This window comes from Candidatus Nomurabacteria bacterium (genome assembly GCA_023898465.1).
Lineage (GTDB): Bacteria > Patescibacteriota > Patescibacteriia > HK-STAS-PATE-3 > HK-STAS-PATE-3 > HK-STAS-PATE-3.
Map to the genome: position 1 here is coordinate 164,478 of CP060223.1, position 24,159 is coordinate 188,636.

At 45.2% G+C, this 24,159-nt stretch carries 17 protein-coding genes; 14 read left to right on the top strand and 3 right to left on the bottom strand.

Going from position 1 to position 24,159, the window contains the following annotated elements; all coding sequences use genetic code 11:
• Positions 1 to 8: 8 nt before the first annotated feature.
• The 14 genes from H6760_00685 to radA all read left to right on the top strand — a co-directional run bounded on the left by H6760_00685 (position 9) and on the right by radA (position 20,513).
• Positions 9 to 4,646, top strand: coding sequence for a fibronectin type III domain-containing protein (locus tag H6760_00685; GenBank protein USN53674.1), 4,638 nt, complete (start codon positions 9 to 11; stop codon positions 4,644 to 4,646).
• Between the two features lie 33 nt (positions 4,647 to 4,679).
• Positions 4,680 to 7,868, top strand: a complete 3,189-nt coding sequence (locus H6760_00690) for a type IV secretion system protein (protein ID USN53675.1) — start codon at positions 4,680 to 4,682, stop codon at positions 7,866 to 7,868.
• Positions 7,869 to 7,874: 6 nt separating this feature from the next.
• A complete protein-coding gene (locus H6760_00695) occupies positions 7,875 to 9,278 on the top strand; it encodes a hypothetical protein (GenBank protein USN53676.1) in 1,404 nt (467 codons plus the stop codon).
• Positions 9,279 to 9,325: 47 nt separating this feature from the next.
• Positions 9,326 to 9,625, top strand: a complete 300-nt coding sequence (locus H6760_00700) for a hypothetical protein (protein ID USN53677.1) — start codon at positions 9,326 to 9,328, stop codon at positions 9,623 to 9,625.
• A 166-nt stretch (positions 9,626 to 9,791) separates the two neighbouring features.
• A complete protein-coding gene (locus H6760_00705; GenBank protein USN53678.1) occupies positions 9,792 to 11,129 on the top strand; it encodes a hypothetical protein in 1,338 nt (445 codons plus the stop codon).
• On the top strand, positions 11,129 to 11,641 hold the full coding sequence (locus H6760_00710; GenBank protein USN53679.1) for a PrgI family protein: 513 nt from the start codon (positions 11,129 to 11,131) through the stop codon (positions 11,639 to 11,641). The genes H6760_00705 and H6760_00710 overlap by 1 nt, the downstream gene beginning before the upstream one ends.
• Positions 11,642 to 11,650: 9 nt before the next feature.
• A complete protein-coding gene (locus tag H6760_00715; protein USN53680.1) occupies positions 11,651 to 12,352 on the top strand; it encodes a hypothetical protein in 702 nt (233 codons plus the stop codon).
• The gene (locus H6760_00720) at positions 12,345 to 14,324 is read left to right on the top strand and encodes an ATP-binding protein (protein USN53681.1); all 1,980 of its coding nucleotides are present in this window, start codon (positions 12,345 to 12,347) and stop codon (positions 14,322 to 14,324) included. The genes H6760_00715 and H6760_00720 overlap by 8 nt, the downstream gene beginning before the upstream one ends.
• Positions 14,325 to 14,340: 16 nt before the next feature.
• A complete protein-coding gene (locus H6760_00725) occupies positions 14,341 to 14,919 on the top strand; it encodes a hypothetical protein (GenBank protein USN53682.1) in 579 nt (192 codons plus the stop codon).
• Positions 14,920 to 14,941: 22 nt separating this feature from the next.
• Positions 14,942 to 16,075, top strand: a complete 1,134-nt coding sequence (locus H6760_00730) for a hypothetical protein (protein USN53683.1) — start codon at positions 14,942 to 14,944, stop codon at positions 16,073 to 16,075.
• 11 nt (positions 16,076 to 16,086) lie between these two features.
• On the top strand, positions 16,087 to 17,337 hold the full coding sequence (locus H6760_00735) for a hypothetical protein (protein USN53684.1): 1,251 nt from the start codon (positions 16,087 to 16,089) through the stop codon (positions 17,335 to 17,337).
• Positions 17,334 to 17,972 (top strand): thioredoxin domain-containing protein, encoded by a 639-nt coding sequence (locus tag H6760_00740; GenBank protein ID USN53685.1) that lies wholly within the window; start codon positions 17,334 to 17,336, stop codon positions 17,970 to 17,972. The genes H6760_00735 and H6760_00740 overlap by 4 nt, the downstream gene beginning before the upstream one ends.
• Entirely contained in the window at positions 17,969 to 19,159 is a 1,191-nt protein-coding gene (locus tag H6760_00745) for a transglycosylase SLT domain-containing protein (protein ID USN53686.1), read from the top strand. Before H6760_00740 ends, H6760_00745 begins: the two co-directional genes overlap by 4 nt.
• Positions 19,160 to 19,169: 10 nt before the next feature.
• A complete protein-coding gene (radA, locus tag H6760_00750) occupies positions 19,170 to 20,513 on the top strand; it encodes a DNA repair protein RadA (GenBank protein USN53687.1) in 1,344 nt (447 codons plus the stop codon).
• On the opposite strand, the gene H6760_00755 is transcribed toward radA, so the two are convergent.
• From H6760_00755 to H6760_00765, 3 genes are read right to left on the bottom strand one after another with little or no spacing between them, the layout of a single operon-like run.
• Positions 20,510 to 21,109, bottom strand: coding sequence for an HD domain-containing protein (locus tag H6760_00755; GenBank protein USN53688.1), 600 nt, complete (start codon positions 21,107 to 21,109; stop codon positions 20,510 to 20,512). The genes radA and H6760_00755 overlap by 4 nt on opposite strands.
• 39 nt (positions 21,110 to 21,148) lie before the next feature.
• Entirely contained in the window at positions 21,149 to 23,206 is a 2,058-nt protein-coding gene (recG, locus tag H6760_00760) for an ATP-dependent DNA helicase RecG (protein ID USN53689.1), read from the bottom strand.
• A gap of 51 nt (positions 23,207 to 23,257) precedes the next feature.
• A complete protein-coding gene (locus H6760_00765) occupies positions 23,258 to 24,127 on the bottom strand; it encodes a mechanosensitive ion channel family protein (protein USN53690.1) in 870 nt (289 codons plus the stop codon).
• Positions 24,128 to 24,159 lie beyond the last annotated feature (32 nt).

Sequence of the window (24,159 nt, forward strand, 5' to 3'; positions counted from 1 at the left end):
TGAACTTTATGCGGTATTCCTTCCTCCAAGTCGATGCAAAAAAACTGATGCGGATCAGCTTGTTTCTGCTATTGCTTGGAGTTAGCGTATTAAGCAGCAGCAATGGAGCTGGGGCAGCTGGTAGCGTGGTCATCTCCAATGTCCGTATTAATGATTTAACAACGGGGTATGCTGACATTGGATGGAATACTAACCTCCCTTCAGATTCCATTATTGAGTGGGGTGTGATTGGCGGAGGCTTGCCAAATCAAGTTGCTGCTAGTGATTTAGTAACGACACATCAACTTCGTTTAGAGCCTTTAGCAGCTGATACGGTCTACGAATATCGGGTTGGTTCAAAGCTGGACAGTGAGGCAGAATCTGACCGAGCCTGGTTTCCGGACTCAGGAACAATTACCTTTTCCACACCATCAGGCGGTGGCGGTGGTAGTGACGAGGGTCCGCGCCTCACCAACATTCAAGTAAATGCAAACTGCTGCAGCGGCACCTTTACTTTCTCAACAAATGAGCCTTCGGCGTATAAAATTACCATTACCGATGGTCCAAACGCCGTAGGAAATTCAAGTACTTCTGCTCCAGGAAACTTCTTAAACGATTGGTCAGTAGCCTATCCAGCGGACTTTGTGAATAATATTCCTTTACTGGCCTCAAGTAGCTACGAATATAGAATTGAGTTGACTGATCCAGAGGGCAACTATCGTAGCTACGGACCCTTACCATTCAGGACTGGGTTGAATCAGTTTGATTATGTGTTTACACCTGGAGTTTGTGCGGAAGATAATACACCTCTTGGTCAATGTAATGAAGATGGCTTCTACTGTGGACCAGGCGGCTTGGTTATCAACTGTGAAGTTTGTGGATTCCAATGTCAGGTGGGGGAGACGTGCCGTAATGGTGGAGCCTGTACGACTGATCCGGGCTTAGGGAATGATTCGTATCAGTGTAATCCTCCATCGTGCTATGGTCGGGCCTGTGTGAATAGCGGCAGCGCTTGTAGTACTGATGCGGATTGTCCTGGCAGCTCTTGTCAGGAGGGTGTTTTCTTGAGTCCAGCTGGGCCAGGGTGTTACGCATCCTGGAATCAATGTAATGCTAACACTGTAGTGCAGGTTGATCGTGATCGCGTGTGTAATAAGTGGATGACTTGCCGAACCCAAACGCAGGTAACTAATCCTACAACACAGACAACAGAGAACCTTTGCTATGACTTAGCAGCTTGTGCAGCCATCGGGCCAAATGGTGAGTGCGCGAAGCCACTCTTTGGTAAATATTGTGTAGGCGATGCATTGCGCTTCTGCTCTACTGGTAATGATTGTGAGTCAGGACTTTGTAAGCCTGCCTCGGGCACTTATTGTGCTGTTCCACGTCGCCCCAGTCCGACTGAGCCCTATGAATATGTGCCCTGTGATGTGAATGAAGGCGGTACAAATAATCCAACTTGTTTACCTTTTGACTCTAATGGAAAGTGCACTGAATTTCAGCCGGAAAATGTTACTTATGTAAGTCCAATAGATGTGCAAAAGATTAAGTATTTGAGCGGATCAGTCAAAGCAGGTCTTCGCTGGAATACTGGGGTTTCTTTTACTTATGATGGACAGTTTCCTTGGTATTTCATGCCACAAGACGGCTCGGTTGTGTCGCTAGGTAACGAGGCATTTGAAAATCAAGAATCAACAACTATTACTAGTAGCAACGGGACTCAGCAAACTGTTATTGATTATACAACAAGCCCTTGGTCAGCTTACGGACGTCGCGGCAGTGATAATAGTGAAGCGACTATTACAGTTGTTCCAGAGGATGGAACTGGGCAAAGCAATCCAAATCATATATTAAAGATAGACCCCACTGACGCGGGTAGCTATTGTCGCGGTGGAGTAAATGACGGAAACGCATGTTCGGGTGATGTTGACTGCGGCGGTGTTGCTGATTCTTGTGTTGAGGAGTTTTCCGGAGCGCAAGCCCCATCAAGCCCCTTTTCAACTCTTAATGGTGCAAAATATATTATTTCATTTAAGATACGCTCCTCTGTCCCTGAGGGTCAAACTATTCAAGCGAGAATTATGTCTCCTAATGGTAGTGTAAGTGAGCTGTGGAGAGGGGAGGTAACGACAAGCTGGCAAGGAATAGTTGCTAATCCTGTCCCAGTAAAGGGAGGTAGTGGCTGGTTGCAGTTTGTGCGTTTGTCCGATAATAGTGATCCGTTCTACATTGATGATGTGTCTTTAAATGTAGCTCTCGGGGTTTCAAAGACTAACAATGCTGAACAACTTAATTATGTTCCCCGATCTTGTCGTTTATATCCAAGCGAAGACTCACTACTATGTCAGTATCGCGATGACTCCGGAGTCCGATACAAGGGGTGGTATGGCTATTGTCTAGAAAAAGATCCTAAATTTGCTGATCGATGCATTTCTTGGTGGCCAGTGGATATTATTGGCGGAGAAACCGATGTATATGGGACCTTTGGGTCAGAAATTCAGGCAGGTTATTCCGATCGGAGTCCACTCTATTATTGCGTAGAGGCTGAAGGGGTTACCGGTGGTGACGAGCTAGATCATGACGGAGATGAAAATGATGTTCCAGTTTCGGAAGTATCCGATGGCTGGAGATTATTACGATCGACCATGCAGGGCTATGAAAGTGAGAATGGAAAGTGTAATACTATGCGTTTGTGGTATGGAATTGCTTCGAAAGGATTGCTTGGGGGTTGTGATGATAAAGACTTTTTCGGTGACACTGATGGAGATTGTGAATGGAGCGGATGTGATGGAAAAGCTGATTACTCGGTATTTCATTTTGACGATAGTAATAATGACCCTGCTCATTTTCAGTGGGATCCAGCTGATGAATATTATAAGAATGAAATTATACAAATATGTATAGATGAAAAAGCTACGACACACAGTGATTGGCATATTGGTAGGTTTTGTTTAAATGACGATAATAACTGGAAAGCCCGAAGGGAGCCCGGAGGAGGTAATTTCTTTGAGATCGAAGTAGTTTTTAATACTACTACCGGTAGGTTAGACGCTTTTAAACTATGGGGTAATGATAAAAGTGGAGATTACGGTGGTTTTGAGGCAAATGTTTCAGTCCAACTGCGTGAAACCTGTAATAAAATTGTGAAGGTGGTAGATGAAAATGGTCAAAATAAAGCTTGGGCAAGCCGATTATCAATTGGAAGTGGCTATACTATTCGCGACATTAATTATGTACTTACGCAGGATTTGGCACCTTATGGTGGTGCAGTAACAAGCGCTGGTGATCCATCCACCTGGACTGAAAAATTATACGTTGAACAACCGAGGACAAATGAAAATTTCACCTTCCCATATCAATCTCGAGCAGGTTCACCGTTTGCTTGCAAAGGTGATTGTTCAAGTAGGGTTTGTATAGGTGGGGGCTCAACTGAGGGCGCAATCTGTCATACTGCTGACGATTGTCGAGATAATTCAGGAAACCAGGGCGTTTGTGCTGGTGTAGGAGTGTGTTCTATTTCTCAGAAAGCCTGTCAAGGTAATTTTAGTGAATCGGGTACTTGCTTAGCGCCTGATGGAACAACGTTAACTGCAGATAAATGTTGTTCCCTAGATAATGCAAGTGATATTTGTATAGGGGGTGCAGCCAGTATTCGAACTAGTCAGGTATACAATACTGACGATGAATACCAGTGTGAAAAATCCGGCGCTTGGTGTGGCTGTAATAGTCCGACAGATTGTAGTAATGTCAATGGTGATACTCTTTGCGAGAGCTATCAAGACGGTGATACATGTAAGGCGATCGCACCCGCAAGTATTTTTAAACGCGCTTTTGCAATTAATAACTTGCAGCGTATCTTTTCCGAAAGCTATGGATTCTGGACCTGGAGTCAAAAACAAGGAAAATATATAGCTCAAGAAGGGGCAGAGGATTGGTCGCCACCAACTAAGCAATGCCTTGTTTGTAATACTTCACCACAAAAGGCCTGCGACCAGCTTGGAACAACATCTCAATGTGGAGGTGCAACTTGTAATCTTATTAGTGTTCGAGGAACATATAATACGACTGTTCCCGCGGCAGATTACTGTGGAGTGCGCCCACGGACGTATAATTTTTCGGTAAATGATCAGCAGTCAGCGGATGTTTCCGATGGATCCTGGGTAAACTTTAAATTTAATTCGACAGCTGATAGTGAGCAGTTGCCGTTAGACTCCCTCTTAATTGATTGGAGCGATGGTCAGCAGCAATCAGTTTACTTCCCTTATGCGCCAAAATCTGATGCAGGAAATCCACATAACTTGAGTCATCGCTATTTTTGCAGCCCGACGACTCTTGAGAATCTCCCTACGTGTAACAGTGATCCAAAATTACGAACTTATCCTTGTGCTGGTCCGACTGGAGGGGAGAAACAATATTGTGTATATCAACCTCGCGTGGTTGTTAAAGATAATTGGGGTTGGTGTAATGGCGTGCCAGCTGATTTTCAAGAAGGCTCAGCATGCCCTTGTGCCGACGGGCAATTCTGTCATCCTCAATATAATATATGTGTAGATAATGATTATCTTAACCTCTCATGTGAATCAAGTGATATAAACTTCCCACCGAGCTGGCAAGATTACGCGCCAAACAAAACTATTGAGGTGCACGTGCAGCCAATTGGAACTTAGCACATGAAATTCTTTTTGAGACTTACAGGTCGGATGCGAGAAAAAAGGGGACTAGGTCCGACTGTGCTTGTGAGTGTCTTTATTGTTGCCGCACTGGTACTTTTCTTTCCTGAGAGTCGCGCCTATGCCGCAAGCACGGGAGATAAGGTAGCACTCTTCTTTATTGAGAATTTCATGTACCCGGTGGTGCAGTTTTTGGCGAACGTATTGATTGTGGTAATAAATATCCTCGTCGCCGTTGCGCAGTACAATGGATTTATCAATGCTCCGGCAGTAGAAAAAGGTTGGGTGATTGTACGCGATCTCTCCAACATGTTTTTCATTGTCTTTTTGCTTATTATTGCGTTTGGTACCATATTTAAAATCGAAGCGTATCGTTACAATCGCATTCTTGGTAAGCTAGTTATTTTTGCTTTCTTGATTAACTTTTCAAAGTTTGTTGCTGGATTTTGGATAGACATCGGACAGGTGATCATGTTGACCTTTGTGAACGGGTTTAAGGACGCAGCAGCTGGTAATTTAGCCTCCGGTCTGGGATTAGACAAAACGCTAGAACTTTCAAACAGTCCACTTCAGAACATTGACATCACGAGCAAAGCGCTTTATGGCGCTATTATTCTTGCCTTAATCCTCCTAGGGATTGCCGTTGTAGTGACGCTCATTATTACGGTGTTGTTGCTTTATCGTATTGTGATGTTATGGATATTGATTGTTTTTTCGCCTTTGGCTTTCCTTACCCGTATTTTTCCAAATACGACCAAATACTCTGATCAGTGGTGGGGTGAGTTTAATAAGAACATCATTGTTGGACCGGTGCTCGCCTTTTTTCTCTGGCTTTCATTAACTGTTATTGCAACAAGCAATGGAAATCTTGCCACAGACTTTCAGTCAGTAAGTACGCAAGAGACTACCGGATTATTAGGCACGGCAAATGAGGCTGGTGAAGGCACTGGTCAGACGATTTCCGCCGCCATCACTACGATAGGTGAGTCTGATCGTCTACTTTCCTACATGATTACCATTGGTCTCTTGTTAGGCTCTTTGCAAGCTGCACAACAACTCGGTGCTGCTGGGGGTCGCTGGGCCGGTTCAATGTCAGAGAAACTGAAGACCGGTGGTTTAAGTGCGGCCGGTGTTCTGAGCGGAGTAGCTGCGGCTCGACTTGCCTTACGAGGAGGAAAGGCTGGTGCAGAGCGTGTCGGGAGTACCGCATGGCGAACTGCGGTTACGAAATCAAAGGTAGGCAATCGACAGATACTGGCACCTTTAACCAGGAAATACTGGGAAGGGTATGCACAGCGTGGGGCTGAGCAGCAGCAAGTCCTTGATCGTCGCATGATGGCCCGTGGGCGCACCATGGCTGATATTGTCCGTGAAACCAAGCTCTATGGTGGTGGCGGTGACTTAGCCGTGGGCACCTACATTGAAGACACTGAACGCGCCTTGATTAACGAGGGCTATAATGAAAAACAAAAAAGTTTAGGAAAAAATCCTAGCTCGGAAAAGGTTGTTCAAGAAATGTGGAGCGCCAAAGCACAAAAAGGTGAACAAGGTATTACTTCAAAAAACAGTGGAGCGCTTCTGGGTGCTAGAAATGGAAATTGGGACGATCTTAACCAAATGATGTTTTTTAATAAGGAGCTTAAATCAAACATTGAAAAATACGGGCCTGACCCTGATCAAATCCCTGCAGACGTAAAAAGTAAGCTACTTGAAGAATGGGGCTTTAGTACTGATAGTGCCATTGATGAATGGGAAGATGTGGTGAATGAAAGTTCGAAACACATGCGTGTCATTATGATGAATTATCTAGGCCTGTCACGTAAGTATGATCCAGAATATCTAGCGGCTCAGGAAGCACAAAAGAGAGGGAAGAACATCCATATCATGCGTCGTGAAGGCGAGGCTGGTGACGCAGGTGCTGCAAAAGAATATAAAGAAATTATGCAAAAATCCCAGCAACAAGCTATGAACGAAGCTAAAAACGCTGGAATTGATGATCGCAATCGACTCATAGCCTTACAGTGGGCCGGTGATGAAGCACTTAGTGTGGGTCAGCACGTTGAACAGCGACATGGACTCTTTAATGAAGAAGAGGGGTATAGCTATATTGGCACCCTAGAAAAAATGGCAGATGATTCTTACGGTCTGCTGAACAAAACAGAATCATCCAAAGTTATGGAGCGCATGTCGCCTCATGCCATTACTCCGCGCTATTTTGATACGGAAACAGGTGAGATAGACTATAATACTGACGCATCTGAATGGAGCGAGATTGGGAAACGGATGTTTAAATTCTTTGGTAAGTTTACCAACCGTGAAATTGGACGAATGTCGGGCCGTGTCGGTGAACAAATTATTGGACTTGATGGTGTTGTAGGAAAGAAAAATGTAATCTTTGATGCAAAAGGTCAATTTTACGAAGGCGAAGGAACAGATGAAGAAAAGAAAGCGCGTCGAGCTGAATCACAACGTCGGTGGGAGGCTATGTATAGTCAAGACTCACTTTCCGCGAAGAAATTATATATGAAGGTGTTTACCGGAAGTGCTGACGGATTTAAGGATTGGGATAAAGGTGGACAAACAATAAAAGGATGGACTCCTCCAGCACCGACAGAGGCGGAAAAAGCAGCTGTAAAAAAAGCTGAGGCTGAGGAAAATACAGAGACGGCTAATAAGGCAACAGGTGAAGAAAAAACATCTACGTCCGATACCGCGCAAAAAGATGAAACTAAATCGCCCGGAGGAGTGGTTTTGACTCCAGGTGCTCAGTTTAAGGCAGAACAAGAGGGGGAGGTAAAAACATCAGATAGAAGTAGTCAAACTCCTTCAGTAGAGCCTAGTGCTGATGAAAAAGCGCCTTATAATCGAGAACATATGCAAGCCTCTGATAGTTATGGCAGATTGGCGAATTCTTTGACCGCCTATCATGATGAATTGCCAAAATCGGCTGATGAGTTACGTACAACTATTAGCGAGCTTGGTCGTAACGTAACAGATGCGGTTGATCGTTTGAATAATATTCAGAGCAATGTAAAAGCTCCAGACTTAAAAAATGAAATAGGCGGTCTGGTAGATAAATTGAAGACCCATCAGGAAAACGGAGAATCAATTCGCTTTAATCGAACCCCGGCTGATGAGCAGCGAGAATTCTTTAAGCGCAGTACAGAATTACTTGGTGAGGTGGGTAAGGTAATAAAAAAGTCAGTTAAAGAAAAGTAGTTTTTTATGGTTACCTTTGAAGATTTTTACGAATATCACGACGTAGAGCGTCTATCAGTCGAGGAAGTACAAAAGGCTGAGGTGTTAGCGGCTATTCGTGACGCATTAACACATGCCTGGTATCAAACCCAGCCTGGTAAGGCTCATTCGGTCCTTAGTTTTATCGACCAAAAATTTTCTACAATACCAAAGAGTACACTTCCTGAAGAGATAAAAACGCTCCTTTTTCAAATACAATGTATTGTCGAATTTTCTTCTCTCCCTTCCACCAGTCCGGAAGAAGTTCAAGAATACATGCAAAAGAAATCTCGGGTACCTCTTTTCATTGAAGAGCTTGAATTACAGGACATCATGCCGAGACTCATCCAGGTGCATTTAGGCTTCCCTGATTTGTTCTTACGTTGGTTTGGATCGGCAGTACAAGGCTTGCGAGCAGGTGAGCAAGAGATCGGCAATTCTCGCATCCAATTGTTTAATGGTAAGGTGAGTAGTCCAACAATAGGCTCGTGGACGCAGGACTATGAACGATTTGCCGAAAATCATCCGGCTGATGGTGACGTAGTTATTGCTGAGTACATGACCAAGAGTCCGAATATTCGTTCCTTGGAAGATTCGGATAAAGCAGCCATTCGTAAGCTCTTTACTTGGTTTAACCTTTTATCAATCGATCAAAGTCCAATTTTGAGGGTGTCAGAGGCCAGTCGCCCGCGAGTAAGTCCTTCTAGTGTGTCAAAAATACCAGATACTCTTACACAAGAGCCAGATAATGATGTACTTGCACCAGTTGCCCCACAAAAGAGTATGGGTAAAATAAAACCTGTTCAAAGTGCAGCACAAGAGAAGCCGGAGCGAGACGTGAGTCCACAAGAGTTATTACTCACTAATCTGCATAATTCAAGCAACCTAGTTGAGCGCTTTGAACGTTTAGAAAAAGATTTGCCCCCGGCTGGACCAAAGAGCATTATGCAACTTACTGCATTGGCGGAAAAAGCCTTAGCAGGGCAGGAGAAGTCAGGTCGTGTAATCGCTGGAATATTTCAAATAGTGCGAGCAAGGGGATTACAAGCCTTACTGAGCGACGCTTCATTTGTGAACCTTATGCGTAAGACAATGGCGCCGGAATTAGAGCAGCGTCTGCGCCTTACGCATGACCAGGCCGTGCAGGTAAGCGATTCACCGGCCAATCGCATGGTGATCTTAAAAGAGTTTTTTAAGGCTCTCTTTAATACTGCCACCGGATCTGAGGCTGATGCGGCACGCTTAATGGTGCATGTGGCAAGTATTGTGCCAGAAACAATGGCTGGTCCAGAAGCAGGTTTTGCCTATTTTGATATGAGCGACCAGCATTTCCACTGGTCTTTGACTGAAGTGCGCTCAGCCGATGGTGTGCTTCGTAACAGAATTCCGTAGCCACAAAGCCCTCTTCCATGCGGTTGACTTTTGCATTTCCGAGAAACATGAATACATGGAGCCTTATGCGGCGTTTAGGGTATAGTCCAGATCGCCGGACAGGCTTCCCAGCCCAGCGTTCCGCAGCTCAGGAATCTAGCTATCAACGACGATTGGGTCGATTGGTATACCCCCGATTTCATGTGTACGTAAACCAGGACAGCTCCGATCTTCTTGTGCTCAATATTCACGTAGATATGAAGAAAACAAGCTATGAGGGTAGTCACGCTCATTCAGGTGAGTATGATGGACCTTTATTAGAAGAGGAAGCAGCTCGAATTCAGCAATATATCAGCGCAAGCCGCTAGTTTTTGAAGCTAAAGACAGCTTGAGATAAATAGGCGATGTTTTTTATTTCTATTACTTGGAATTTTCATAGCATTGTGGTATATTATCCCTAGTTATTCTCATACCAAAAACCTGTTTTTACGAGGAATTTGGATCAACTAAGGGGCGAACCGCAAAAAAGAAAAGATGATAGATCTCGCAACGATTAATGCCAGTACGATTGCTCAGCCGAAAACGCTGGAAGCAGTACGTGCAGAAGTCGATGATGTTGTCTCGCTAGGTGATGTATCGCGGGCAGGGGTTTTGTTATCGTATTTACAGCGACAACTTCCCCAATCTCCAAATGATCCAATACGTAACAATTATCAAGAAATACTTCAATCGCTTGAACGGCTTGTTGGAGAGGCAAATCCCGCGGATGATGCGCTCATTTCAGAAGAACGTACTCGTGTAGCAGTAAGAGATTCTTCGGGCAAGGTACAGCTCTTTAGTCATGGTCGCTTCCAGAGTCCAGAAGAGCAAAAACAGCAATTGCGCGAGCGTCCTTCCACTCCTCCGAGCTTCCGGAAGAGCATTGGAAATGTACAAAATAGTACTGAATCGCGAGCCGCGCAAAAGTCAGTCCCTGTTTCCTTTGATGTTCCGGAGGATGAAGAAGAGATTCGAGAGCATACCAATCGACTTTCCGGACTGCGTTTAAATGATCAGCATAATTATGAGGCAATGGTGGAGAGTATTATCTCCCATCATCATTTAGAGTTCCCAGATGAGCAGCTAGCGAAACGTTTCAGCACTATTGCAATCTCACGTTTGAAGGGTATTCGTGATGACAAAGAGGCAAAAGAAATCTTTACTCGTTCGCCAAAGGTCGGTGGCATGGGATTGGCGCCGGAATTAGCCGATGCGGTGCTGCAGTCTTTGGAGTCAGGCGCTGAAGTGCTTGATGAAAGCTTGCCTGAGGTGCATCCTCAACAGAAAGCGCACGTTCCGACGCCTACACCTCCAGCACCTTCGCGAGTGCTGCCACATCTAGCAAATCAGCCTACCAAGGTGATGGCGCATCAGGCTATCCCTACGCCGCCTCGTACGCAAACACCAGCAGCAACATCATCTGAGTCACGCAAAGTACTTCCTAAGCGTCAAACAGTGCAGGCGAGCGGTCGTCCAACTTTAGACGATATTAAATCTCCTTCGCGTCGACTGGTTGGTCCGGTTGAGGAGTTGCAGCACCTAAGTCTAGAGGATTTTCGTAATTGGGGATCTACTCCAGCGGATAGTGTACGAAAAGTGTATGAGAAAATTGCCGTGCTTGGACAAGAATCATTTGGCAAACGCATTGAGGGTGTACAAGCCTGGCGTCAGAGTCCGGTGCATCAACTTTACTTATCCATTAGTCGTGAGAGTTTAGAAAAGGGGACGGATGTGAGTAAAGTGATTAGTGAGCGGACGCAGCAAAATAAAGCCTCCTTGAGTGAGGCAGAGTTTCATGCGGTAGTTGATTTAAATACTAAGCTTCGTTTCTAATGCAGTTTGTTGTACCTCAATTCATCGACGTAGAGGATAAAGTCATCGGGCCAATATCAGTGCGGCAGTTTATTCTGCTACTCGTTGGCGCTGGCATGATTTTCTTAGAGTACGAATTAATTTACCAGTTAAATAACAACATTTGGGTCTTTCTCTTTAGCGCAATTATTACTGGTTTGTTGGACATCGTTTTTGCCTTTGTGAAGGTGAACGGACGACCTTTTCATTTTTTTCTCCTCAACTTCTTAGTGACCATGCGTGATCCACGTTTACGTATCTGGAGTAAAGAAGTGAGCCTAAAGGATTTAAAGCGTGAACAGGCAAATGCAAATCCAGTTCAGACGGTAGTGGAGCCAACCAAAAAGTCGCTCACACCCTCAAAGTTGGCAATGCTTTCTTTGGTTGTTGATACTGGAGGAGCCTTTAAAGCTCCACAGAAGATTCGCGAGGGAAGTGTGAGCGTGAAGCGCGATGAGGCCCCCTCGTTAAGTGATGATGAGTTTCGCAGTTAATATATTGTTATGGCAGCAAAAAAAATTCAGGACAACAAAAAGAAGCGATCAGTAACGCCAACCCAGCGTTATATCGATATTCTTGAAGTGAAGGATGATATTGTCGTTCTAAAAGATGGCACGATTCGAGCTGTCCTTTTAGTATCCTCAATTAACTTTGCCCTGAAGTCAGAAGAAGAACAGAATGCGGTGATCGCCAGCTATACCCAGTTCTTAAACTCTTTAGACTTCTCTATTCAAATCGTTATCCAGTCTCGCCGTTTAAATATTGATGACTACCTCGAGCGATTAAAGCAGAGTGAGCGAGCGCAACGTAACGAGCTCCTCCGCATGCAGACAAGAGAGTATCGAGAGTATATTGCCGAGCTGATAGATATTGCCGACTTAATGGCGAAGCGTTTCTACGTTGTTGTGCCATTTATGCCGCACTCTGATAAACCAAAACGTTTCTTCTCGCGCATACTTGAGGCAGTATCGCCATCGACAGTTATTCACCTTAAACAGCAGCAGTTTCTCACTTATCGCAGCGAACTTATGAAGCGGGTTGATTATGTTATTGATGGCTTGAGCGCAGCTGGCTTAAAGGCGGTTATGCTTGATACGCAGAGTTTAATTGAATTGTATTACAATACCTACAATCCAGAATCAGTTGGCCAGCAAAAGTTTGCTGATCTCTCAAAGGTAAATGTAGAAGGAGGCGGCAATGCCTGATATTGATTTTTCCAAAGCAGCTGGCCAGACGCCTTCACCCTCGCCTTTACCAAAGTCAGAGCGGCAACGTCAGCAAGATGAGCGACTAGAGGCCGAGCAGGAGCGCGAACTACTTGAGGCTGAGCGGGTCTATCGAGCTGGAGTAGTTACTGTTCGCGATTTAATTGCTCCGGCGGCCATGAAAGTAGAGGCAGACTTCCTGCGATTGGGAAGTCAGTATGTCCGTACTCTCTTTGTTGTTTCATACCCGCGCTATATTACTGTTGGCTGGTTTGCGCCGATTATTAATTTCAATATCCCGCTAGATATCAGCATGTTCTTCTATCCGATTGAGTCAGCGGTTATTTTGAAGCAGTTGCGAAATAAGGTGGGTGTACTTGAAGCACAAATTATTTCCGATGCTGAGAAGGGCGCCCCGCGTGATCCAGTACGAGAGACAGCGCTTCGTGATATTGAAAAATTGCGAGATGACTTAACGCAAGGTACAGAAAAGTTTTTTCAATTTGCGCTTTACGTAACCATTTACTCTTCGCGTAAAGACCACCTTGATTTACTGACAGAAAAGATCGAATCAATTTTAGGAGGTCGATTAATTTACTCTAAGCGTGCCTTCTTCCAGGCTGAGCAAGGTTTCCACTCGACGCTTCCCCTAGGGAGTGATCAACTGCAGGTGACCTATAACATGAGTTCATCGCCGATTGCGTCGTCTTTCCCCTTCATTTCCTCTGATCTCACCTCAGATAATGGTATTCTCTACGGCATTAATCGCCACAACAACAGCTTGATTCTCTTTGATCGTTTCAGCTTGCAGAACGCAAACTTTGTTGTCTTCGCCACGGCTGGAGCTGGTAAGAGCTACGCCATCAAGCTAGAGATTTTGCGTAGCTTAATGTTGGGCGCCGATGTCATCGTGGTAGATCCAGAAATGGAATATCGTCACTTATCTGATGCCGTTGGAGGGACCTACATTAATATATCCCTGAATTCGGATTCAAAGATTAACCCCTTTGACCTACCGCGCCCGTCTCGCGAAGATGAAAAACCGGCTGATATTATTCGTTCCGCCGTTATTACCTTAAAGTCTCTCATTCGTCTGATGTTGGGCGAGTTAAATCACGAAGAAGATTCTTTGATTGACCGGGCATTATTAGAGACGTACGCGAAGAAGGATATTACCCCAGATTCAGATTTGCAGAATATAGACCCGCCACTTATGAAGGATTTTGAAGAGGTCTTAGGCGATATGGTGGGAACAGAAGATCTCGTGCAGCGTTTGAAAAAATACACTGAAGGTACTTTTGCCGGCCTCTTTAACAGCGCTACAAATATTGAATTAAATAATCAGCTCGTAGTGTTCTCGGTACGTGATCTCGAGGATGAATTACGACCAATCGGAATTTCCACAATTGTCTCTTATATTTGGAATATTGTACGTTCTCAACTGAAGCGTCGCATCCTCGTGATTGATGAGGCGTGGTGGCTCATGCAACATGAGGACTCAGCTAAGTTTATTTATGCTTTAGTGAAGCGATGTCGTAAATATTATCTTGGAGTAACGACTATTACGCAGGATGTGAATGACTTCTTGCGATCACCCTATGGCCAAGCGATTGTAAACAACTCCGCTTTACAGTTACTTATGAAGCAATCGCCAGCCGGTATTGATATCGTGCAGAAGACTTTCTTGCTCACTCAAGGTGAAAAGTATCTCTTACTTGAGTGTAATGTAGGTGAGGGTATTTTCTTCGCTGGAGCAAAACACGCGGCTATTAAAGTTGTAGCGAGTTATACCGAGGACCAAATTATTACCTCTGATCCACGCCAGCTCCTAGAGATCGAACAAGCTAAGGAAGAATTCGATGAAGCTTATGCGGCCGGTCAAACTGATTTGCCGCAAGATCAATTCGGCACAGCAAAAAATGAGCCACTCGAAGCAAAGCGTTCGCTAAGTGATACGGAGGGCTTAGGTTAGCATTAACCTCAAATTTATGCGTAGAATTTTTATCATCATCATCGCGCTTGTACTCTTGATTACCATTGCTGCCCTCATTCTCATCTGGATTGGTGGGGGAGACGCTTTTAATACCAACGAAAACACCAACACCACAACAAATACTAGCTTGCCGCTTGCAAATACAAATACCACAGTAAACAATAACGTGAATTCGAGTGTAGATGTTTCCCCTCAGAGCACCTTAATCGGTCAAGGGCGAAGTTTTGCCGAGCGATATGCCAGCTGGTCTCGAGCCGACTTTGATGAGTATATTAGTAGTCTCAGCGCCTGGATTACTCCTTCCTTCGCAACCGTGCTACAAACAGATAATGAAGCTCTTGATGCGGCAAAAACCGTTCAGTCGGTATCAAGTCGTGTATTAACTAGCTCCTATAAGTCCTGGGAAGAGGATAGCTCAGCAAGTATTTCATTTGTGATGGATCGCACAGAACGACGCGACAATGAGCCAGATGCTCACTATTATGAAACCTTGGTACTTGACTATACTTTCCTAAATGGAGAGTGGATGGTAAATGGAGCAAGTTGGCAGCCATCACGAGTCCAGCCTGAATAATCAGAATCTTTGCAGTATTTTCATGAGCTTTCGCTATAAAAAATTCGTTGTAGGAATGCTCACCGTTTTTCTCGGGTTTGGGGCGAGCTTTGTAGTCTCACCAGCTTCGGCACAGACAAGTTTACCCACCTGCTCATCAAGCGAGGTTTTAAATCAAATCGCTGATCACATGCAGCTCAATGTAGCGCTTCCAGGGATTACTAACACAGTACAGTGCCTTTCGGAAACAGGTGACCAAGTAAAAACTATCCACGTTTTACAAGCAGAGTCAGGTCAGGAGCTTTCTACGTTTGTGAGAGGCTTCTATGTGTACTTTGTCTGGATTGTTGGTATTTTAGCAGTCGTGATGACTATGTACGCTGGCATTCAATGGTTAACTGCTGCTGGCAATACTTCACGGATTGAGAATGCTAAATCTACGATGAATGGTGCGCTTATCGGACTTGTATTGACGCTTACTTCATATGTTATTTTACAGGCAATTAATCCTGATTTAGTGACATTACGAGTGCCTTTTGTTGAGCCGGTTGAAACAAGTGTTATTTCTGGGACATTTTGTCCACCAGCCCAGCAGACACAAGCTGAAAATTCAGGTCTGGTGTGCGGCGAACAACTCAAGTACTCGGATGCAAATGGTGCTGAGCACTTTTGTTTAAGTAGCGCCTGTCGAGCTGCTGATGGGGGAACTGATTGTCTGCCTTGCACAGGGGACGGTGTTCCGTACGTGTTTTGTAAGGATCGTGGATACACCTGCGGTTACTACGACTCATTTATTTCAGTGGGGGCTACCATTACTAACTTAGTGCCAGATAAAGAACTAAAGTCGTTGAAGTTATATCGTACTAACCCAAATGCGCTTGAGGATGATAATGAATTACCATGGAAGCTTGTCAAAGAGTTTAATGCAGATCAATTAACCGAAGGCGCGGTGCTGGAATTTACGAGCGATGATTCAGTCCCCCTTATCCAGTTTAAGTTTTCTGCGACATTCCGTGAAAGTTTTTGGAGTAATCGAGATTGTGACGCAGTAAATCCCGATGGATCAGTAAAACAACTATGGTTTGAATTACCCTATGCGCCTGGGTCAGTTGTTCACCAAGATTTTACTTTTGATATTCAAGGCATTTACAATAACAGCGAAGGCTGTATTGGTTAATCACTATTCATATGGAATTACCCTCACTTTCACGAAATCGAGTACTAGCTATTTTTGGCTTCTTGGTCGTACTCTTCATTCTTGGCTTCTTGCTTTTCTGGGCTTTTTTCCGCACCGATACCGCCGTAAATGGTAATACCAACACTACCTCAAATGGTCGTTTACCAAACACCAATGATGGAGTGAATCGATCAACTACAAATACAAATAGCGTGAGTGTTTTACCGATCACTAATACACAGATAGAGGTGCCAAGCGCCACTGCCGATGGCGGGAAAACCATTGCGCAATCTTTAGTTGACACCCCTTCGGCAAATATTGCCTTAGCCGGAAATGGTGTTGATCTGATTTATTACGAGGAGCTGAGTGGGAAATTCTATCAGCTTGATAGAAATGGCGTGGAGCGAAAAGTATTGAACGACACTACTTTTAAAGGAGTCTCGGATGTAGCCTGGTCACCAAACCGACAACGTGCCGTGCTTACTTTCAAAGACGGTGCAAATATTGTGTATGATTTTTCCAAGCAGCAGCAGATATCACTACCAACCGAGCTGCAAGAATTTTCCTTTTCACCTGATTCCGCGCAAATTGCCGCAAAGTTTATTGGTCCGACAAAGGATGATAATTGGCTGGCCGTCGTAGATGTAAATGGGGGAAACGTGCAGGTTGTTGAGCCTTTGCGGGATAAGGAAAATCAAGTGCAGGTAAACTGGTCTCCAAACTCGCAAATTGTCGCCACCTATCAGCAGTCAATTGATAGTGAACGTCAAGAAATTGTTCCTCTAGGTATCCAAGGCGAGAATTTTAAATCCTTCGAAGTTGAGGGGAGGGGTTTTGAAGGAAAGTGGGACCAAAGTGGAAATAGGCTTCTTTATAGCGTTTACAGTTCATCATCCTCAATGAATCCAGAGTTGTATATTGTGCAGGCGAGGGGCGATGCAATTGGTGAAAGTAATACACGACTAAATCTGCAAACCTGGCCAGATAAGTGTGCCTTTACCTCGAGTGCTACTAAGGTATATTGTGCGGTTCCGCAGGGTCTAGAAAGTGGTAGTGGTCTCTATCCAGAGCTAGCAAATAGCGTGCCATATCAATTTTATGAGATTAATCTCAGCACGGGTGTACAGCAGCTGATCGCGACGCCTACTAATACAACAGGTGAAACAAGGTACTCGGTGGGTAATGTATATTTGTCAGGCGCTGAGGATCAAATCTATTTCACTGATCAGGATGGTAAGATTCGTACAATTAAGTTGCGATGATGGAGAATAAGAAGCATAATTGGCTCTTACCTTTATTAGTAGCGCTTGCTGCCATAGTCCTGATTGGGTTTACCTGGTGGACTATTAGCATCCCAACTACGCCGAATCTTTCCACGCGTTTCCCAACTGTACATTTAACTGATCCGGTTCGCGGCGGACAAGATGCGCAGGTGACTATTGTTGAGTATAGCGACTTCCAATGTGAATTTTGTCAGACTTGGCATACGGTTGCTCAGCAGATACTAGATAAATATGGCGACAAGGTAAGATTGGTATGGAAAGACTTTCCCTTAACCGATCTACACCCAGAGGCAAAAGCAGCCGCAGAAGCAGCGCGTTGTGCTCAGCAGCAATTTGCTTTTTGGGAATACCACGATCAACTTTTTGCACGTCAGAGCGAGTTAGGCACAGCGCTTTATACTGATATTGCCCAAGACCTTGGCCTAGATGCACAAGCCTTTACTCGTTGCCGAGGTTCAGGTGATGCAGACACTTTCATTACGCAGAGTCAGCAGGAAGGCGTGACCCTTGGGGTAAGTGGCACGCCAACCATCTACGTTGGTCAATACATTTTCAAAGAAGCGCCAAGTTTTTCTACGGTTGATTCACTTGTTTCTTCATTACTGTCTGAATGAAGCGAAGGGATCTTTTCTTTATCTTACTCGTGGGAATTGTTGGGGGAGCTTTTTTCTCTTTGCAGACGCCGACAGCCCAGGCTTCAGAATGTTGTTGTGTAGAAATTGAAGTAGTGGGAGGAGCACCGATACAGGACTGTAAGGTGTTGGATGAATGTGCCTTACCTTATTTACCAACAGATCTTGACCCACTCCAATGTGCAGGTGTAAACACAGATATTGAGTCAAGCACTACAAGTGATCCGATTTATTTTACGCCTAACGCACCTATCCCAGGAGTTTTTGAAGGACCACAAGAAGTAGACGGCACACTACTGAGTCGCTACATTCGCTCTTTCTATATTTATTTTGTTTGGATTGTTGGTATCTTAGCAGTAGTGATGACAATGTACGCTGGCATCCAATGGTTAACCGCGGCCGGTAATACTTCGCAAATAGAGAATGCTAAATCCACCATGAACGGAGCCCTGGTTGGTTTAGTGTTAACGCTGACCTCGTATATTATTTTACAGGCGATTAATCCAGCACTTGTGACGCTTCAAGACCTCTCTATCTTTTCAGTTCCAAGTCAGTTGATAGGAGAAAAAGGAGAATCAAGTGCGCGGGGTGATACCGCCGCAGGTTTACCAGAATCAATACAGGATTTAAGTGGAGTGAGTAATGTCACCAAGTGGGACGACCTGATTCGAACGATAAGTAATGAGAATAACGTCAATCCATATTATGTGAAAGCAATCATGATGATTGAGTCGCGCGGAAATGCAAACGCGATTTCACCCGTTGGCGCATGCGGATTGATGCAGGTAATGCCGGCAAATGCGAATGGCGTATGCCTGGTCGGTGAAGCACGAGCAGAGGAGAATATTCGAGCTGGTGTAAATCTCATTGCTCGACTCATTCGAAATACCTGTCCGAGCTCAGCTAGTCTAAAAAGTGGTAAAACTGTGGAGTGTAATCCACAACAGACAAATTGCTATAACGGCAGCTGGCATTATGTGATTGCGGCATATAATGGAGGAGTGGGGGCTAATTGCTCCTCACAGACTTGTGCGCCGGCTGGACCAGGCTTAAAAGGTCAGACGTGGTGGGAATGCACAGATAATGGTGGCTTTGCGGAAACTAGAAATTATGTAAAATCGGTAGAAAAGATGTATACTATTGTGCAAGGTTGGGGGGGTCTGAACTAAGAATTTTTGCATGCGTAACAGCACCCTATTTGTTTGCTCAAAATGTGATGCGCAGTATAGTAGCTGGCAGGGCCGATGTGCCGAGTGTCAGGCTTGGGGTACTCTAGAGCCAGCCAATGCCAGCGCTAGCGATCAAATGGTTAGCGCAACAAAGCCGGCTGCAGCTACACCCTTGCATGAATTACGCGGCTCAAATGTTGAGCGATTTAGTACGGGCATAGCAGAATGTGATCGCGTATTAGGTGGCGGGATAGTTCCCGGAGCAATGTTATTACTGGCTGGCGCGCCGGGTATTGGAAAATCAACTTTAGTGTTGCAACTTGCTTCCCATATTGCGAAGGGCGGCAAAGTGCTCTATGTCTCGGGTGAGGAATCCGGGGAGCAAGTAAAATTACGTCTTGATCGGCTTGGTTTATCAGCGGAAAATATTGACTTCATCAGTAGCACCGTAATTGAGCCATGCTTGGCAGCAGCTGATAAACTGAAGCCTCGCCTCATTATTTTTGATTCAGTGCAGACACTCGCTTCGTCCAGTATTCCCTCCGAGGCTGGCACTGTTGGACAAGTGCGCACGGTTACGAACCTGGCGATGCACTATGCAAAAAATCATACCGTGGCCACTTTACTCATTGGTCACGTGACAAAAGAGGGGGTAACCGCTGGTCCAAAAACACTGGAGCACTTAGTAGATACTGTACTTTCCTTAGAAGGCGATAATAAGCATCAGTTTCGCTTATTGCGTAGCAGTAAAAATCGCTTTGGCACAACCAATGAAGTTGGAGTATTCACGCTCGAGGAAAAAGGATTACGCGAAGTTGCTAATCCATCCGAGCGCTTCTTAGAAGAACGACAGCAGGGTAGTGGATCAGTTGTCACAGCAACGATGGAGGGCACTCGAGCTTGGTTAGCAGAGATTCAGGCTCTAGTAAATCCCTCTGTCTTTGGCATGCCGCGACGCTCAGCAACTGGAGTTGATGGACAACGTTTGCAGCTTATTCTAGCAGTTTTAACGAGACGAGCAGGTCTGCAATTGGGGACTCAAGATGTATTTGTGAATGTGGTTGGAGGTATTAGCGTGCGTGAGCCAGCCGCCGATCTCGCTATCGCACTCGCAGTAGCTTCTGCTTTTCGAAATGTTTCGTTTGATTCACACACGGCCATGCTGGGAGAGATAGGCTTAGGCGGTGAGGTGCGAAGTGTGGGACAAATCGAGCAGCGTGTAAGAGAGCTTGAGCGTATGGATTTTAAGAGAGTGCTGGTGAGTGCAAAGACCAAGATGAAAAAAAGTGGGATTGAAATTATCCCGGTTGCCACAGTAAAGGACGCCATTACTGCTCTTTTACCAAAAGCTTAGGCTTCTTTTTTCCAGTCGCCCTCACTGAAACGATTCACGCCCTTATCATGCCAGTCATGTGGGTTCGCTTTTTGGATTGCGTCCCAGATTTTCTTAGCTGATGCAGTGGAGAGCTTTTCGCGCAACATCGATTGGCGTTTTGGTCCAAAAGTTTCGTTTATCTTATTACCCTTGCTTGATTGTTCGCTTATTTCAAATTCTTGGTCAAGGATATCAGCATCCTTCACAATCTTTGCTTCGATAGATTCCTTTGCCTGATACTCACGAAATAGCTCTACATATTCACTTCCTAGCGAAGTGTCATGGAAAATGTCCTGGGCTGCTTTTTCTTCATTTCGGCTAGTATAGAGGCGTGATACATAGTGCACATCACCCGTTCGAGTTTCCGGTAAATCATGCACGAGGGCCATTTTAGCAATCTTGCCCGCATCGCCCTGGTTTTCGTGTCTGGCAAGAGTAAGGGCAATCCAGATAACCCGGATAGTATGTTCGCTGTCATTGGCAAAATCAGCGTTCAGAAACTGTCGCCAAGTACGTGGAATAAAGCGAAAAGTGCCTACTTCATACAGGAATTGAATATCGCGCTCGAGGCTCATAGGGGTAGTGTAATAAGGGAAGGGGAAAAAGTAAATGCGTTACTCCCAGTGCACTGCATCATGCCGAATTGTTTCAAGTAACCCTGGCCACTTCTCCAGGTTGACGTCTTGTTGCAATAGCTCTTTCGCAATATCGCGAGTATGAGCAATAAGCTCAATATCTTGGAGTGACGCCATGCGAAAATCAGGTAAACCGGATTGTCGGCCTCCGCGTAATTCACCGGGCCCGCGGCGCTTCAGGTCTTCTTCAGCTACGGCAAAACCGCTCCTGGTTGCCGCGAATTTTTTCAGACGACCACTTGTTTCTGATTGACTTAAGAGGAAGCAATACGATTGGGCGTCACCTCGGCCGACTCGTCCACGAAATTGATGCAGTTGCGCTAGACCAAAACGTTCAGCATTTTCAATCACCATCACGCTTGCATTTGGCACATCTATGCCTACCTCGATGACTGCAGTTGCTACTAGGATGTCATAGTGATGATCAGCAAAGTCACGCATAATCTTTTCTTTTTCCTTGCTCCCAAGTTTGCCGTGCAGGAGTGCTACACGGAGTTTAGGGAAGACATGCTTTTGTAATTCTTCCGCCATATGCGTGGCAGCTTTGACGCCCAGCAAGTCGGATTCATCTATGAGCGCGGTAATGACAAAAGCTTGTCGACCTTGCGCAATTTGTTGTGCAATAAAGCCGTACATTTCCTTTCGCTTTGCCTCGGGAATGAGATGCGTTCTTATAGGCTTACGATTTTTTGGCATTTCGGTGATCGTGCTGATATCCAAATCGCTATAGAGAGTAAGCGCTAGGGTGCGGGGGATCGGCGTTGCGGTCATGGAGAGAAAGTGTGGCTCTGTACTTAATGCTGTGCCAGTTTTTTCTTTAAGGAGTTTACGCTGAGCCACCCCGAAGCGATGCTGCTCGTCAATGATGATAAGTCCGAGACTTTGGAATTGAACATCTTCAACTAACAGGGCGTGAGTGCCAATCACCAACTGGATGCTTCCCTGGCCAATTTCTTTTTTGAGCTGCGATTTTTTAATAGCATCATTTCTATTTGCCTTTGCTTGGGATCCAGTTAAAAGAGCGATAGTTATTGACGTGTCCTGCAGGGTTTTTTGTATACTTTGGAAATGCTGCTCAGCCAGTACTTCAGTTGGTGCCATGATGGCAACTTGATGTTTGCTCCACATAGTGTTAAGAGCAGCCAAGATGGCTACTAGGGTTTTTCCTGATCCGACATCACCCTGCAGTAAGCGATTCATTGGGTGGGCCTCGTTCATGCTCTGAATAATTTCCCAGGCTGCATTACGCTGTCCATTGGTTAAGGTGAAGGGGAGCGTCGCTACAAAGTCTTTTGTTGCTTTTTCATGAAACTCAATCTTGGGTGCTGCAGCATGATGCAGTTGTGCGCGGTGCATTTGATTATGTAACTGGAAACGCAGCAACTCATCAAAGGCAAGTCGAGCTCGCGCGGCCCTTAGTGCAGCATAGGTTTTTGGGAAGTGAATATCCCGTACGGCAGTCTCGAGCTTTGGTAGCTTTTCGCTTTGACGGATTTTTGTTGGTAGAGGATCTTTAATCTCTTCCACGCAGGGTAGTGCCTGTTGCACCAAGTAGCGGAGGTACTTTGGCGTCAAACCATCAGTAACTGGATAGATAGGCACAATGCGTCCGGTATGCGTTTGTTCATCCTTCACTGGCTCGAAACTTGGATTGGTCATTTGCAGGCTGCCATCCTTTGCCAGGCTTGGTGTGCCGCTGACAATTATTTCCTCGTTATTCTCTAAACTCTTGGCGATATAGGCTTGATTAAACCAGACAAGCTTCAGATAACCACTCTCATCTTTCACAGCCGCTTCAGTAATACTCATCCGGCGACGGAAGCTACGACGGGCTCCAAGCAGCTCAACATGCACACGCACACTCGCTGCTATCCCAGCCTGCAAGCGAGAAATAGGGATGACTTGCGAAAAATCCTCATAGCGAAAAGGGTAATGCTGCAGCAGTTGGCGTACGTTTTGGATACCGAGACGTTGAAGCGCTTGAGCGATTTTTGGTCCTACTCCACGCAGTTGGGTAAGCGGTGTTTTGAGGTCCATGACCCTAAGTGTAGCAGGGCTGGTCGGAAAAGCGAATGGAGAAAATAGCCGCTATTGTGCTAGATTTTTGTAGGAAATTGTCCTCTGCGGAAAAGGAATTTCAATACTTGCTTTGTCAAATTCCGACTTGACCCGCTTACGATATTCCCGCATGACATCCCATTGTCGGAGAGGTTTGGTATCACCTAATACTTTTAAGATAATTGCCGAGTCGGCAAACTGCTCAACCCCCAAGACTTTTGGCGCTTCAATAAGATCATTTTTCCAAGTCCCATCATTCATCATGTCTTGTCCAATTTGATTGAGGACTTGAATAGCGTAATCAAGATTTGTTTCATAGGCCACTCCAATATCAAGATTGAGGCGTGACCAGTACTTGGACATATTTGAAGAGGTTTTAATTTCTCCATTAGGGATATAATGTTGCACGCCGTCTAAATCACGTAACACGGTTCGCCGTAAATTAATGTCTTCTACCAAGCCGCCTATGCCGGCAATTTTCACTACGTCGCCTTTGCGATAGTGATTTTCGATGATGATAAACAGACCGGAGATAAGATCGCGGATAAGGTATTGACCACCAAAGCCAAATGCTAAACCAGCGACGCCGGCCGTGGCAATGAGTGGTCCAATGTTAATGCCTATCTCCGAAAGTATCATGAGTATGGCAGTGAGCCATAATACTACTCGAAGGCTGGAGATGGCGATGCTATTAAGCGTATCTTCTCGCTTACCCAGCGCGGCTTCTCGTACACCTTCTTGCGCTTCCTCATGCTGGATGCGGCGTACAATGTGATGCATACCTCGTTTAATGAGTCGTTCAATGACCACCTGCGCAATGCTCACGCCAACTAAGACAATGAGTATTTGAATACCGTGTCCGCTTAGCCAATCAAATATGGGTGTATACCATTGTTCCATAGTTTTTTTGGTAAATAAAAAATAGCTCGCCT

Bases quoted from the DNA above. Each gene is read 5' to 3' on its own strand.
- H6760_00735 (USN53684.1), top strand. From the start codon at position 16,087: ATGGAATTACCCTCACTTTCACGAAATCGAGTACTAGCTATTTTTGGC.
- H6760_00745 (USN53686.1), top strand. From the start codon at position 17,969: ATGAAGCGAAGGGATCTTTTCTTTATCTTACTCGTGGGAATTGTTGGG.
- H6760_00685 (USN53674.1), top strand. From the start codon at position 9: ATGCGGTATTCCTTCCTCCAAGTCGATGCAAAAAAACTGATGCGGATC.
- H6760_00715 (USN53680.1), top strand. From the start codon at position 11,651: ATGGCAGCAAAAAAAATTCAGGACAACAAAAAGAAGCGATCAGTAACG.
- H6760_00765 (USN53690.1), bottom strand. From the start codon at position 24,127: ATGGAACAATGGTATACACCCATATTTGATTGGCTAAGCGGACACGGT.
- H6760_00755 (USN53688.1), bottom strand. From the start codon at position 21,109: ATGAGCCTCGAGCGCGATATTCAATTCCTGTATGAAGTAGGCACTTTT.
- H6760_00730 (USN53683.1), top strand. From the start codon at position 14,942: ATGAGCTTTCGCTATAAAAAATTCGTTGTAGGAATGCTCACCGTTTTT.
- radA (USN53687.1), top strand. From the start codon at position 19,170: ATGCGTAACAGCACCCTATTTGTTTGCTCAAAATGTGATGCGCAGTAT.
- H6760_00725 (USN53682.1), top strand. From the start codon at position 14,341: ATGCGTAGAATTTTTATCATCATCATCGCGCTTGTACTCTTGATTACC.
- H6760_00710 (USN53679.1), top strand. From the start codon at position 11,129: ATGCAGTTTGTTGTACCTCAATTCATCGACGTAGAGGATAAAGTCATC.
- recG (USN53689.1), bottom strand. From the start codon at position 23,206: ATGGACCTCAAAACACCGCTTACCCAACTGCGTGGAGTAGGACCAAAA.
- H6760_00740 (USN53685.1), top strand. From the start codon at position 17,334: ATGATGGAGAATAAGAAGCATAATTGGCTCTTACCTTTATTAGTAGCG.
- H6760_00705 (USN53678.1), top strand. From the start codon at position 9,792: ATGATAGATCTCGCAACGATTAATGCCAGTACGATTGCTCAGCCGAAA.
- H6760_00695 (USN53676.1), top strand. From the start codon at position 7,875: ATGGTTACCTTTGAAGATTTTTACGAATATCACGACGTAGAGCGTCTA.
- H6760_00690 (USN53675.1), top strand. From the start codon at position 4,680: ATGCGAGAAAAAAGGGGACTAGGTCCGACTGTGCTTGTGAGTGTCTTT.
- H6760_00720 (USN53681.1), top strand. From the start codon at position 12,345: ATGCCTGATATTGATTTTTCCAAAGCAGCTGGCCAGACGCCTTCACCC.
- H6760_00700 (USN53677.1), top strand. From the start codon at position 9,326: ATGAATACATGGAGCCTTATGCGGCGTTTAGGGTATAGTCCAGATCGC.